The organism is Streptomyces sp. NBC_01622 (assembly GCF_045209635.1).
GTDB lineage: Bacteria > Actinomycetota > Actinomycetes > Streptomycetales > Streptomycetaceae > Streptomyces.
The window spans coordinates 5,387,788-5,401,978 of sequence record NZ_CP109293.1 but is presented as its reverse complement, the minus strand read 5'-3'; the positions used below and the strand labels follow the sequence as shown (position 1 = coordinate 5,401,978).

The window sequence follows — 14,191 nt, the reverse complement described above, 5'->3', positions numbered from 1 at the left end:
ATCGGGGGCGCATTCGCGTCGCGGACGTAGGGTCGTCCTTGTCCGGTTGTCCCTCGTCCAGGGCGTCTTCACGCGATCTCAAGCGGCTTCTCCGGCCCTCCGGAAGGCGTCCTTCATGGCAGCATGGTGCCCAGTTCGTGCGGTGCACTGGTTGTCCACAGCCTGTGGAGGCGTCGATGCGGTGGTTGGTGGGATGGAGCAGTACCGCCGCTGGAGCCGCCGCGATCGGTTCGGCGGGGGCGACCGGACTCGACGGTGAGACGGTCCACCCGGTGGGGTCCCAACTCCTGTGGGGAGACCCGGATCCGCTCTGGGCGGTCGGCGACTGGCGGCCCGACGAGGTGCGGGTCGTGAAGGTCGACGCGGAGACCCGGATCGCGGTCCTCGGTACCTGCGGTGCGTCCGACGAGGAGCTGCGGCTGAGCCTGTTCTCCGCGCGCGGAGGGGCACTTCGGCATCTGACGGCCTGGTCGGGGAGTTACACGGCGGTCGTCAAGGTCGGCCGCCGCACCATGGTCTGCGGCGATCTCGCGGGCGCCAAGCCGGTGTTCTACACCCCCTGGGCCGGCGGTACGGCCTACTCCACGGCCGCGCTCCCGCTGGCCGACCTCATCGAGGCCAACCTCGACTTCGGGCACCTGGCGGCCCTGCTGGCGGCCCCGGATGTGCCCGCCGCGCTGCACGACTCCACGCCGTACGACGGCGTACGTCGCATTCCGCCGGGGCATGCGCTGATCCTGCGCGCCGGGGCGCGCGAGATCGCCGGGTACGAGCCGGTCGCCTCCCTCGCCGTCGCCGCCGCGCCCGTCGACCCCGACAGTGCGGTGGACGCCGTACGCGATGCACTCGTCGAGGCGGTGCGTGCGCGCCTGTCCGCGCCCCGGCACGTTCCCGACATCGACCCGGGCCCGGTACCGGGCATGGGGCCCGCCGAACGGCGTGCCGCGCGCGGGATGCCCGTCCCCGGGATCGGCGCCGACCTCTCCGGGGGGCCCGCCTCCGGGACGCTGGCCCTGCTCGCCGCCGGGCTGCCGGGAGCGCCCGGCACGGTCCTCGGGCACGGCACCGGCGCGGGCGAGCGGCTCCTCGCCGTCACGTTCAACGACCTCGCCGTCCGCGGCCGCGAGTCCGAGGTGGAGCGCGCGGGCACCCTCGCGGCCAACCCCCGCCTGCACCACGTGGTCGTCACCGGCGGCGAGGAGGTCCTGCCGTACGCCGAACTCGACGGCCCCCTCACCGACGAACCCGGCCCCTCCCTGATCACCGCCGCCCGCCACCGCGCCCGGCTCGCCGCGGGCAGCGCCGACCACTTCACCGGGTACGGCGCCCGCCAGGTCCTGGACGCGCACCCGGCCCGCCTGGCCGACCTCCTCATGGACCGCAAACGGCGTCATCTGGTGCGCCCGGTGGCCGCGTTGGCGAAGGCGGACGGTTCGGTGATGGTCCCCGGACGCGTGTACGGCGCTGCCCGGCGGCTCGCCCGCACCCCGTACGGCGCCGGGCTCGAGGTCCTCGCCGACCGGCTGATGAACCAGCGTTTCGACGAGCCCGGCGGCGCCGTCGGGGCCTCCCTCGCCGCGCTCACCTGGGCCAGACCGGGGCCCGCGGCGCGTTGGCTGACCGGTGAGGCCCTAGCTGAAGTATCGGTTCGCCTGCAAGGGGCGCCCAGCCGTCAGGGGGTCGGCCCGGGACAGCGCCCCGGCGACTTCCGCGCGCGTGCCGCCCTCGCCCGCCACGCGTCCGACCTCCGCGTCCTGGAGCAGGCCGCCGAGATCCGCTCCCAGCGCCTGCACACGCCCTTCCTCGACAACCAGGTGGTCCGCGCCTGCCGTTCCCTCCCCGAGGCGCTACGGGTCCAGCCAGGGGCCCGCGCGGCCATCCTCCGTACGGTCCTGGAGGGGGCCGGCGTGGGCGACCTCCCGCCCGGCTGGGGCGCCCCCTCCCACGCCTCGGCGGCAGCCGCGTCCCGCACGGGACTCCGGGTCGCCGCGGACTCCCTCATGGCCCTCTTCGACACACCGCTGCTGGCCCAGGCCGGCCTGGTGGAGGCCCGCGTCGTCCGCAAGGCGCTGCGCGCGGCGGCCCAGGGCGAACCCCTGCCCCTGGACGGCCTCGCGGACCTGGTCTCCCTGGAGCTGTGGCTCGGCCGTCTGCTGGCCCGCCGGGGCACCTGCTGGACGGGAACACCGGCACGCGCGCGTGCGGTACCGGCGGGGATCAGGCCGCAGCGGGGGGCGTTGGCCTCCGGCGGGGGAGCGGGAGTGGCCTGAGGGGGTCCGTGTTCTGTCAGGGGTGTCGATCCGCGGCGCCGGGAGACAGCGCACCGGCACAAACCGCCCCAACTGCGGGGCCCCGCCCACAAACGCCGTGACCTTGGCCCTCGTGCCCGGCGACAATGGCCCGGTGCGGTACGGAATCCTGGGCAGTACCCGGGCGGAGGACGAGCGGGGCGCTGTCGTGGCGCTCGGCGGTGCGCGGCTGCGCGCGCTGCTTGCCGCCCTCGCCCTGCACCCGGGCCGGATCGTCCCCTTCGGGACCCTGATCGACGAGGTGTGGGCCGACGAACCTCCCCAGGATGCCCCGGCCGCCCTCCAGGCCCTCGTCGGCCGGCTGCGCCGTACCGTCGGCAAGGACGCGATCGTCTCCGAGCCCGGCGGTTACCGGCTCGCGGCGACCCGGGACGACGTGGACCTGTTCGTCTTCGAGCGGCTGGTGCGCCAGGGCACGGCCGCCCTCGAGCGGGGAGAGGCGACCGCCGCCGCCCGCGACCTCGGCGAGGCGCTCGCCCTGTGGCGCGGGCCCGCCCTCGCGGACCTCCCCGACCGGTCCGCCGCCGCCCGCCCGGACGCGCTGCGCGAGGAGGCCACCCGCGCGCGGGTCGAGGCCGACCTGCTGCTCGGCCGGGCCGCCGACGCCGTACCGGAGTTGAAGGAACTGACGGCGGCGCACCCGTACGACGAACCGCTGCACGCCCTCCTCATCCGTGCCCTGCGCGACTCGGGCCGGGGCGCAGACGCCCTCGCCGCCTACGAGACCGCCCGGCGCGCCCTCGCCGACGGCCTGGGCACCGACCCGGGGCCGGAACTCCGGGCCCTGCACGGCGAGTTGCTCAAGTCACCGTCTGCGGACCGTCCGGCCCCGCAGTCCGAGCGGAACGGCAACCACCCCGCCCGGCAGTCCGAACGTGACGGCAACCTACGTCCACGGCTTACCTCTTTCGTGGGCCGGGAACCCGAGATCGCCGCCATCCGTTCCGAAGTGCACAGGGCCCGCCTCGTCACGCTCACCGGACCGGGCGGCTCCGGAAAGACCCGTCTCGCCGAGGAAGCCGCCGCCGGGCTCCCGCAGGCGTGGCTGGTCGAGCTCGCCCGGCTCGACCGGCCGGAGGCGGTGCCGGGCGCGGTGGTCAGTGCCCTCGGTCTGCGCGAGACCGTACTGATGACCACCGAGCTGGTAGTCCCGCAGGACGACCCCGTCGCCCTGCTGATCGAGTACTGCGCGGCGCGCAGCCGACTCCTGATTCTTGACAACTGCGAACATGTCATCGGCGCGGCGGCCGACCTCGCCGAGACCCTCCTGACCCGCTGCCCGGGGCTCACGATCCTCGCCACCAGCCGTGAACCCCTGGGCGTCCCCGGCGAGTCGGTGCGCCCGGTCGAACCCCTCGTCCCGGACCAGGCCCACCGCCTCTTCGCGGAGCGCGCCGCCGCCGTCCGCCCCGATGCGCAGGCCGTGCTCCAGGACACCGAAGCGGTCACGGAGATCTGCCGGCGCCTCGACGGCCTGCCCCTCGCCATCGAACTCGCCGCCGCCCGGCTGCGGTTGCTCACCCCCCGCCAGATCGCCGACCGCCTCGACGACCGCTTCCGCCTGCTCACCTCCGGCAGCCGCACTGTTCTGCCCCGCCAGCAGACCCTGCGGGCCGTCGTCGACTGGTCCTGGGACCTGCTCGACGAGCCCGAGCGGACCCTGCTGCGCGAGGTCTCCGTGTTCGCCGGCGGCTGGGACCTCGCGGCGGCGGAGAGCGTGTGCACCGGCCCCGCGGCGGACCTGATCGGCGCCCTCGTCGACAAGTCCCTGGTCGTGGCCACCCCGGGGGAGGCACCCGACGGCATGCGCTACCGCATGCTGGAGACCATCCATGAGTACGCCGTCGAGCGCGCCGCCGAGACCCCGGCACTGCGGACGGCGGCCGAGCGCCGGCACCGGGCCTGGGTGCGCGCCCTCGTCGAGGAGGCCGAGCCGCTGCTCCGCTCCTGGGAGCAACTCCCGTGGATCGCCCGCCTGGAGACCGAGCTCGACAACATCCGCGCGGCCCTCGACCGGACCGTCACCGCGCGCGAGGAGGCGGAGGCGGGTGCGCTGGCCCTCGCCGTCGGCTGGTTCTGGTGGCTGCGCAACTACCGCCGCGAGGGCGTCGACTGGGCCGAACGCGTCCTCGGCCTCATCACCCCGGTGGACACTGCGGGCCCGTTCGAGGCCTACCTCGAGGCCCCGGACTCGGAGACCGACCACCCCCTGCACACCCAGCGCATGAACCTCCGGATGCTGCACCTCTTCCTGGGCGCCGAATCGGGAGCCCTGGACCACCTGCCGAACGGCCTGCGGGACGAGCGGCTGCGCCGGTACGTCACGCTGGTGCAGGGCTTCTTCGCCGGCGGAGGCCCGGACGCGGCCCGTATGCCGGGGCTCGCGTGGCCGTTCACCGCCTACTTCCTGCGCGACACGATGGACATCCGGGACGTCATGGACGTGGCGGTCGCCAACGCCCGTGCGTACGGCGGGGATTGGGAGATCGCCGTCATCATGATGTTCCGCACGCACATGGTCGTCGACTCCCCGGGCGGCATGGCGGGCGTCGACGACGACCTGGCGGAACTGCGCGAACTCTGCCGCCGCGTCGGCGACCGCTGGGTCCGGGCCCAGGTGTCCAGCGCGGTCGGCGAGGCCGCCATGAGCCGCGGCCGGTTCGAGGAGGCCGAGGGGGCCTACGAGGAGGCGCTCGCGCTCGCCCACGAGGTCGGCGCCCACACCGAGACGCCGTTCCTCATCGCCCGCCTCGCCGAACTGGCCTTCCGCGCGGGTGACCGCGAGGGCGCGATCGCGGGCCTGGACGAGGCGACCGAGGCCTCCGACCGGCACGGGGTCGCGGACGCCCACGCGTTCATCCAGCTGCTGCGCGCGCACATCGCCCTGGAGGACGGGGACGTGGCCCACGCCCGCGCGCTGTGCGAACAGGCCCGTGAGGAGAGCGGGCGCGGCACACCGCCGCCCCAGTTCCGGGCGGCGCTGGGCGCGGTCGACGCCCTGGTCACGGCGGCCGAGTCCGGCCCCGCGCGCGGGCTGGTGGCGATGGCCGCCGCCCTGCGCGAGGCGGTGGAGCTGCGCTGCGCCGAGGTGGTCACGGCGACACTGGTCGACCAAGCGGCGACACTCCTCGCCGAACTCGGCGAACTCCCGCGCACCGTAAGGCTGTTCGCGGCGGCGGACCGGTTGCGCGGCGGTCATCCGCGCCCCATGCCGGAGCGCGCGCGGACCGAGCGCGTCGAGGAGACCGCCCGCGCCGCACTGGGCGCCGAGCGCTACGCCGCCGAGCGAGCCCGGGGCGAGTCCCTCACCGTGGACGAGGCGCTGACCGAGCTGCCCTCCCCGGAGCCGGGCCCTACTGGCAGGTGAACTTCGACTCCGCCCAGTCGGCGAGTGCCAGGTCGTCGAAGGAACTGCGCGGCTCGACCACCAGCCGTACGGTCTTGCGCCCGGCGAGGTTCACATGGACGGGCACCGCGGGGTCTCCGCCGTCGATCTCCCCGGAGTTCCAGAGCCGGATCCCGTCGGCGTACACCGAGAAGTAGACCCTGCCGAGCCCGAGCGTCATGTCGTCGACGCCGACCCTCGCGTCGTAGGAGACGCACTGGCGGTTGAGGTCGATCGTGACGGAGGAGCGGCCGTGCACGGTGATGCCGTGGGTGTAGCGCGTGCCGCCGATCGCGACGCCGTAGCGCTGCCACACCCAACTGCTGTCGCCGAGCCGGATCTCCGGGGCGGTGCCGTCGCCGTTGACGTTGTAGGAGAGCTCGCTCACCTGGAAGACGGTCGGTGCCGGCGGGGGCGTCGGGGTCGGGGTCGGTGTCGGCGTCGGCGTGGGCCGGGGGGTCGGTGTCGGCGTCGGGGAGGCCTTCGGGGTCGGTGTCGGCCTGGGTTTGGGCGGGGGCGACGGGGTCGGGCTCGGGGTGGGGGCGGGGGTCGGTTCGGGGGCCAACACCGCCGGTTCCGGGGCGGGTTGCTTGTTCGGGGGCGTGGGTGTCGGCGGCTCGGGTTTGACGACGGGGGAGGAGGAGGGGGCCGGCTTGGCCTCGGGTGTCTTCGCCGTGCTGTCGTGGTTGGCCAGCGCGAACGCCACCGCCGCCACCACACCCGCCGCGACCACACCGGCCGCGATGCCCGCCTTCACCGGCGCCCCGAGCCCCTCGGAGGCCGCCGCGCCCCCGGCACCGGCCCCGCCGGACGAACTCCCGCCCGCCGCCGCGGCGGCGCCCGCTGCACCGGCCGCGCCCGCTCCCGCGCCGCCCGCGATGAGCGCGACCGCCTTGGCGTACCCGGCGGCGCCGAACCAGCCGATGACCGCGACCGGGACGACCGCCGGGATCCCGCCGGCGACCTCCTCGATCTGCAGCGCGGCCAGCCGGCACTTGGCGCACTCCTCCAGGTGCTTGCGCAGCCCGCGCTCGGCACGCGTGCGCAGCCGGCGGCGGGCGTAGGTGCCGAGCTGGTCGGCGTAGCGCGCGCAGTCCTCGTCGTCGGTGAGGGTGGCGCTGACATGGGCCTGGAGATAGGCCTGCTTGAGGCCCTCGCGGGCCCGGCTGGCCAGCACGCGCGTGCCGTTGGCGTCGAGCCCGAAGAGCGTGGCGACCTCGCTCGGCGACTCGTCCTCGACCTCGGTGTGCCACAGCACGGCCTGCCACCGCTCGGGCAGCGACCGGAACGCCCGCATGGCCATCGACTGCTCGGCCTCGTGCATCGCCCGGACATCGGCGCCCAGGTCCAGTGTGTCGTCTTCGGACACCTCGGACACGCGCGCGGACTGCGCGGCGAACACCGCGAAGTCGTCGACGAGCTGCTCCCGTTTGGCCGACTTCGTCAAGTTCGCGGCGACGCGCCGGACGGAGGTCAGCAGATAGGCGCGTACGGCGTGCTCGGGCCCGGAGCCGCCGCGCACCGCCTGGAGCATGCGGGCGAAGACCTCGGCGGTCAGGTCGTCGGCGGTGTGTGCGTCCCGGCAGCAGGTGCGGGCGTAGCGGCGCACGGCGTCCGCGTGGCGCCGGAACAGCTCCTCGTACGCCGTGTCGTCACCGGCGCGCATCCGCTCGATCAGCGAGGCGTCGGCCATCGGCATCTTCAGCGGCGGCGGCAGGACACTGCCCTCGCGCTGCGCCGGGACGCTGCCCTCGCCGGGATCGGCGTCCTGGGGGACGCCACTGGGCCCGCCCTGGCTCGGCACCTGTGGTGAGGTCAGCCCACCGGCCTCCGGGTCACCGTCACCCAGTGACTCGTCCCGCCCGTCAACGCTCATCGCGGAAAGCCCCCGCCGCCTGCCCAACCAGTCCAGAACACCGGGTCAGCGTAGCCATATTGGCTTTTGTTCAGGACCCCGTACGGACCATCCACTCGTCCGTGGGGACTTCCCGCAACGCAGTACTAGCGTTAACCTCCCGGGCATCACTCGGGGCGCGGGCGGCGCAGCGCCCACGCACCACAGTCACCTATTCGAGTCACCCGCGAACGGGCCTCCCGACCCCGAAGAGCCGGCCTCACAGGGGCCGCGACCGCAGCCCCTCCAACAGGATGTCCAGCAGCCGCGCCGAGGCCGCCGCCTGCTGTGCCGCGTCGGGCAGCGAGGGTGCCGCCGTGGCGATCACCAGCAGCACGTCCGACACCGACACGTCCGCCCGCAGCTGACCCGCCGCCCGCGCCCGGTCCACGAGCTGCCCCACGACCTCCAGCAGCGCCGCCGCCCCGGCGTCGTCGACCACCGAGCCCAGGGACCCCGCCGACTCCTCCGGCACCAGCCGCAGCTCGCCCGTGCCCGGCTGCGTCCGCTGCTGCGGCACCCGCGCCTCGTCGAGCAGGGAGCCCTCGGCGCCCTCGTCGGCGACACCCACCCGCAGCACCTGCGGCGGCAGCAGCCGCCCGGCGCCCGAGGCCACCGACGTCCGCAGGAAGCGCGAGAGCGCCGACCACGGCTCGTCCTCCTGACCGAGCGCCGAACGCGCCTGGTCGGTCAGCCGGGAGGTCTCCTCCTCGGCTATCCGGCGCACCAGGACGTCCTTGCTCGGGAAGCGCCGGTACACCGTGCCGACCCCGACCCGCGCGCGCCGCGCCACGTCCTCCATCGGCGCGCCGTAGCCCAGCTCGCCGAAGACCTCACGCGCCGCCCGCAGTACGTGCTCAAGATTGCGCTGTGCGTCCACGCGCAACGGCGTCGTGCGCGAGCTGTCCCCGCGTCCGTTTCCCGCCGTCGCACCGACCGCGGCGCCGGATGCGACGGCAGACGCGGATGTCCAATGAGAGTCCTGAATATGCATACACGTTCCCCCGGTTAATGACGTCTCCCCCCGGAGACTCCCCGCCATTGGCAGCCGGAGCATCGTGAGACAAGCCCGGTTCACGAACCACGCTCCTCGCGGGCTCGTTGAGCGCATCCCCCTTCACCCCGTCGACACACGAACATAGTTGAGAGGGGGTCAATTCAGAAGGGGCAGGTTCCGCACGGAGCGCCCCCCGATCGGAGTACGGGTCGCATACATCCCGATTGCGCCCCCCGACACCACCCCGATCACCCCCACTGACCTGCGCACCTGCCCCGCACTCCGGCAATTCCGGCGCCCGCGCGCGGCCTCCCCGGCCGGTCACACAATTTGTCGAGCCTGTGGACAAACTCCTGCGCCGGGTGCGTCATGGGATGGTGAAGGAACGCGCGCGCATTCTCGTTGTCGGTGGCGGCTACGTCGGGATGTACACGGCCCTGCGCCTTCAGAAGAAGTTGAAACGTGAAATCAGGCGCGGGCAGGTCGAGATCACCGTCGTCTCCCCCGACCCTTACATGACGTATCAGCCGTTTCTCCCCGAGGCCGCCGCCGGTTCGATCTCCCCCCGCCATGTCGTCGTCCCGCTGCGCCGCGTCCTCGACCGGTGCCGGGTCGTCATCGGCGAGGCCACCGCCATCGACCACGGCAAGCGCACCGCGACCCTCAGCACCCTCGCCACCGAGGAGGAGGGCACCGGCACGGAAGAGCTGTCGTACGACGAACTGGTCCTGGCCCCCGGCTCCGTCTCGCGCACCCTCCCCATCCCCGGTCTCGCCGAGCACGGCATCGGCTTCAAGACCGTCGAGGAGGCCATCGGCCTGCGCAACCACGTCATCGAGCAACTGGACATCGCCTCCTCCACCCGCGACCCCGCGATCCGCGACGCGGCCCTGACCTTCGTCTTCGTAGGAGGCGGTTACGCCGGCGTCGAGGCGCTCGGCGAGCTGGAGGACATGGCCCGCTACGCCGTGCGCTACTACCACAACGTCCAGGCCGACGACATGAAGTGGATCCTCGTGGAGGCCTCGAACCGCATCCTCCCCGAGGTCGGCGAGGAGATGGGCATCTACACCGTCACCCAGCTCCGCAGGCGCAACATCCAGGTCCTCCTGGAGACCCGCCTCGCCTCCTGCGCCGACCGCGTCGCCGTACTCGACGACGGCCAGCGCTTCCCCACCCGCACGCTCGTGTGGACGGCCGGCGTCAAACCCCACCCCGTCCTCGCCGCCACCGACCTCCCGCGCACCGCGCACGGCCGCCTCAAGTGCACCGCCGAGCTGACGATCGAGGGCGCCACGCACGCGTGGGCCGCGGGAGACGCGGCGGCCGTCCCCGACGTGACCGCCGACGCGCCCGGCACCGACACCGCCCCCAACGCCCAGCACGCGGTCCGGCAGGCCAAGGTCCTCGGCGACAACATCGCGCACTCCCTGCGCGCCGAGCCCCTTGAGACGTACGCCCACAAGTACGTCGGCTCGGTCGCCTCCCTGGGGCTGCACAAAGGTGTCGCGCAGGTCTACGGACGGAAGCTGAAGGGCTACCCTGCCTGGTTCATGCACCGCGTCTACCACCTCAGCAGGGTGCCCACCTTCAACCGCAAGGCCCGCGTGCTCGCCGAATGGACCCTGGCAGGGCTCTTCAAACGGGAGATCGTCTCCCTCGGTTCACTCGAACACCCGCGAGCCGAGTTCGAACTCGCGGCCGGTGGGAAGCCTCCGAACGACCCGAAGGGGTCGAACTGACCGGACCGAGGAACTCCACCGGCGGCCCCGGCGTCTGACGAATATCGGCCCGGTCCGCCACACTGCCAGACTGGTCCCCGACTTCGGACGGGCCCGCGCCCGCCCGTCCCACCCAAGAGGCTCTCCCCACTGTGCTGCATCCCCCGGCGACCGATGTGCGGCCCCCGCCGCGCGGCCCCCGGACCCCCGGCAGGGTCCGGAACGGGCCGACGACACCTACACGAGGCATGGATTCGTGAACTTCACGCGCTGGAGCGCCCGGCTCCCCGGAACGCAGCGCCGCGCCGCAGCGCGGACCGACCACCCGGTCACCCTGGACCGCCGGGGCGAGGGCTCCGTCCCCGCGGCCCGCGCCGAGCAGCTCACCGACGAGCCGCCGCCCGCCCCCGCCGTCGACGACCTGCCCGTCCGCGAGGTCCTCGACCGCGTCCCGGCCCTCGTCGCCCTGGTGCACGGCCCGGACCAGCGCATCGCCTACGTCAACGACGCCTACGTGGCCGCCTTCGGCGACCGCCCCCTGGGCGCACCGGCCCGCGAGGCCCTCCCCGAGCTCCACGAACTCGGCCTGCTCCCGCTCCTCGACCAGGTCCTGCGCAGCGGCAAGCCCCGCACCCTCAAGTCCCGCAAGGCCCCCGGCGGCCGGTCCTACACGTTCACCTGCACCCCGGTCGCCAAGAGCGCCGACGGCGGCGAGGGCGGCGTCCTGATCTTCGCCACCGACGTCACCGACCACGCCGAGGCCGCCGAGCGCCTGCGCACCAGCGAACGCCGCCAGCGCGAGACCGCCGTAACGCTCCAGCGCTCCCTGCTCCCCCAGGAACTCGAAGAGCCCGACGACCTGCGCATCGCCGCCACCTACCAGCCCGGCGGCACCGAGGCCGCGGTCGGCGGCGACTGGTACGACGTGATCACCCTCGGCGGCGGCCGGACCGCCCTGGTCATCGGCGACGTCATGGGCAGGGGCGTCCGCGCGGCGGCCGTCATGGGCCAACTCCGCACCGCCGTCCGGGCATACGCCCGCCTCGACCTGCCCCCGCACGAGATCCTCCAGCTCCTGGACGGCCTCGCCACGGAGATCGACGCCAACCAGATCGCCACGTGCGTGTACGCCATCTTCGACCCGAACGAGGGCCGCCTGGTGTACGCCTCGGCGGGCCACCTCCCGATCCTCGTCCGCGACGAGACGGGCGCGGTTCAACGCGCCGACGAACCCACCGGCCCCCCGCTCGGCACCGGCGGCTGGATCCACTCCTCCGGCACGATCCCGCTCAGCCCCGGCTCCACGGCGGTCCTCTACACGGACGGCCTGGTGGAACGCCGGGACGAGGACCTCGACGAGGGAATCGCCTCCCTGGAGCGCGCGTTGGCCGGCGCCACCGGCACCCCCCAGGTGGTCTGCGACCGCCTGGTCCGCTCGCTCGGCGTCACCGCGGACCACGACGACGACGTGGCCGTCCTGGTCATCCACCACCCGGCGCGCACCGGCCACGACGGCGACCTCTTCCGCAACGCGGCCCTGGAGCTGCTCGGCGGAGTGGAAGCGGCCCCACGCGCGCGTGCCTTCGCCTCCGGAGTCCTCACCAGCTGGCGCTTCCCCACCGAACTGCACGACCTCGGCGTCCTGGCCGCCAGCGAGCTGGTCGCCAACAGCCTCCAGCACGGGACCCCACCGATGCGCCTCCGCCTGCGCCGCACCGACCGCCGCCTCATCGTCGAGGTCACGGACGGCGACGACCACCTCCCGCGCCGCCGCCGCGCGGAACCCGCCGACGAGTCCGGCCGAGGCATCGCCATCGTCGCGACAATCGCCACCAACTGGGGCTCCCGCCGTACTCCGGGCGGCGGCAAGGCCGTCTGGTGCGAGTTCGCACTCCCCAAGACGGCCCCGGTATGACCTACACGTCCGCACCGACGGGCTCGACGGCCCCCCGAGCCACGACCAGACTCCCCTTCGCCCGCCACGGCTGATCCTGTACGGCGGTCAGCTGCCGCCCCAGCCGCACGGCGAGCACGCTAATCCCCAGCGAGAACACCAGGAACGTCACGACGTACGGCCCCGGCAGTGAGGCACCCAACGGCCCGCCCACCGCGGGCCCGAGGGCCAGCGCGAGCTGCTTCACCAGGGCGAAGGCCGAGTTGTACTGCCCGGCCATCCCCTCCGGCGCCAGATCGGCGACCAGCGGCGCGACGGTCGGCGACAGCATCGCCTCACCGAGCCCGAACAGCGCGTACGTCGACACGAAGGCGGCCGTAGCCATCTCCTGACTCCCGTGCCCGAGCCCGGCATACCCGGCCGTGACCCACGCCAGCGCCCAGATCAGCCCGACACCCGCGATCACCCGCGAACGCCGCCGCCGCTCGACGAACTTCAGCACCGCGAACTGGGCGACCACGATCACCGCCGTGTTCGCGGCCAGCGCCGTCCCGAGCGCGGACGTGGAAATCCCGGCGGCCTCGACCCCATAGGCACTCAGCCCCGACTCGAACTGCCCGTAGCACGCGAAGAACATGACGAAGCCGAGCACGCTCAGCTGCACCATGGCCCGATTGCCGAGCAACTGCTTCCAGGCACCCTTGGCCGACCGCGAAGGAGTGGCACCGATCGCGGGCGAGTGCGGCATCCGCACGGTCGCCATCACCCCGGCCAGCACCAGGAACATCGCCGACTCGATCCCGAACAGCAGCGTGAACGACGACGCACTGGTCGTGTCGACCAGATGACCGCCGATGAGCCCGCCGACACCGAGCCCGAGGTTCTGCAGAAAGAACTGCATGGCAAACGCCCGCGACCGCGTCTCGGCGGTCGAACACTCCACGATCATCGTGGCGAGCGCCGGCTGCATCACGGCCTGGCCGGCCCCGAGCCCGGCAGCCGACAGCAACACGGCCCCCGCACTCCCCGCCAGCCCCAGACTCAGCGCTCCTACGGCGGCCACGACCAGGGCGACGATCAGAACCGGTCGCGGGCCACGCCGGACGATGGCCCGCCCGGCGAACGGCAGCACGATCAGCGCGGCCACGGCGAAGACGGCGAGCACGAGCCCCGCCGTCATACCCCCAAGACCCCGCACCTGCGCCACATAGACGTACAGGTACGGGACTGTGAAGCCGAGCCCGAACGCGCTGAGTGCGTTACCCACGTGGATCCGGCGCATCGCTGCGCCCATCGCCCTGGTCACGTTCACCTCAATCAACTAGTTAGATCTGAAGACTTAGAAGCTAAAGAGTACATACTCAAGGACTTCAAGGCAAAGGAAGCCCGTGCCATACTGCGCGCATGGCCGACACCAGCGGCGTCCCGGAGCCGACGCTCGACGAACAGATCGCCGCCTACCAGCGCGAATTCCGGGACCTCGACCCCCAGGTCGAGAAGATCGTCTCGGCCCTGGGCCGCCTCAACCGCCGCATGAACGTCGCCTACGGCCGCCAGACCGCGAACCTCGGCATCAGCAGCGCTGACTGGGAGGTCCTCAAGGCCCTCGTCCTCGCCGGCGATCCCTACCGGATGGGCCCCAGCGACCTAGCCAAGCGCCTCGGGCTCACACCGGCCGCGATGACCCACCGGATCGACCGCATGGTCGCCGAGGGACTGGTCACCAGGGAGCGGGACGAGTCCAACCGAGTCCGCGTGATCGTGGAGCTGACCCCCGAGGGCCGCGGCAAGTGGCTGGAGGCGATGCGCATGGCGACGGTCTTCGAGGAGGACCTGCTCCAGGACCTGTCGCCGGACGAGCGCACCGTCCTCGGCGAGGTCCTCACCAGGTTGCTGCGCAGGGTGGAGCACGCTCAGCCGGACGCGGGCGGGCGCCTGAGCGACCTGGACTGACCGGCCTGCGGCACGCCTTCGACTCGTCCAGGAAAAGA

General features: G+C 73.3%; 8 protein-coding genes. 5 read left to right on the top strand and 3 right to left on the bottom strand.

Annotated features, from left to right (window positions below):
* Positions 1-176: 176 nt before the first annotated feature.
* Together OH768_RS24550 and OH768_RS24545 are read left to right on the top strand one after the other, a co-directional pair.
* Complete coding sequence (locus OH768_RS24550) at positions 177-2,270, top strand: asparagine synthase-related protein (protein WP_406456958.1); 2,094 nt, start codon at positions 177-179, stop codon at positions 2,268-2,270.
* A 133-nt stretch (positions 2,271-2,403) separates the two neighbouring features.
* Entirely contained in the window at positions 2,404-5,676 is a 3,273-nt protein-coding gene (locus OH768_RS24545; RefSeq protein ID WP_406456956.1) for a BTAD domain-containing putative transcriptional regulator, read from the top strand.
* Here OH768_RS24545 and OH768_RS24540 read toward each other — a convergent pair.
* Both OH768_RS24540 and OH768_RS24535 read right to left on the bottom strand, forming a co-directional pair.
* Complete coding sequence (locus OH768_RS24540) at positions 5,663-7,570, bottom strand: sigma-70 family RNA polymerase sigma factor (RefSeq protein WP_406456954.1); 1,908 nt, start codon at positions 7,568-7,570, stop codon at positions 5,663-5,665. The genes OH768_RS24545 and OH768_RS24540 overlap by 14 nt on opposite strands.
* A 238-nt stretch (positions 7,571-7,808) precedes the next feature.
* Positions 7,809-8,582 carry a TetR/AcrR family transcriptional regulator gene (locus tag OH768_RS24535; protein WP_406456952.1) on the bottom strand — a complete coding sequence of 258 codons (774 nt, stop codon included), beginning with the start codon at positions 8,580-8,582 and terminating at the stop codon, positions 7,809-7,811.
* A gap of 377 nt (positions 8,583-8,959) precedes the next feature.
* Here OH768_RS24535 and OH768_RS24530 point away from each other — a divergent pair, with 377 nt between their 5' ends.
* Both OH768_RS24530 and OH768_RS24525 read left to right on the top strand, forming a co-directional pair.
* The gene (locus tag OH768_RS24530; RefSeq protein ID WP_406456950.1) at positions 8,960-10,327 is read left to right on the top strand and encodes an NAD(P)/FAD-dependent oxidoreductase; all 1,368 of its coding nucleotides are present in this window, start codon (positions 8,960-8,962) and stop codon (positions 10,325-10,327) included.
* 235 nt (positions 10,328-10,562) lie between these two features.
* On the top strand, positions 10,563-12,221 hold the full coding sequence (locus tag OH768_RS24525) for a SpoIIE family protein phosphatase (protein WP_406456948.1): 1,659 nt from the start codon (positions 10,563-10,565) through the stop codon (positions 12,219-12,221).
* Between the two features lies 1 nt (position 12,222).
* Here OH768_RS24525 and OH768_RS24520 read toward each other — a convergent pair whose 3' ends face one another.
* Positions 12,223-13,494, bottom strand: a complete 1,272-nt coding sequence (locus OH768_RS24520; RefSeq protein WP_406465423.1) for an MFS transporter — start codon at positions 13,492-13,494, stop codon at positions 12,223-12,225.
* Between the two features lie 110 nt (positions 13,495-13,604).
* Between OH768_RS24520 and OH768_RS24515 the strand changes: the two genes are divergently transcribed.
* A complete protein-coding gene (locus tag OH768_RS24515; RefSeq protein WP_317887720.1) occupies positions 13,605-14,153 on the top strand; it encodes a MarR family transcriptional regulator in 549 nt (182 codons plus the stop codon).
* Positions 14,154-14,191: the final 38 nt, after the last annotated feature.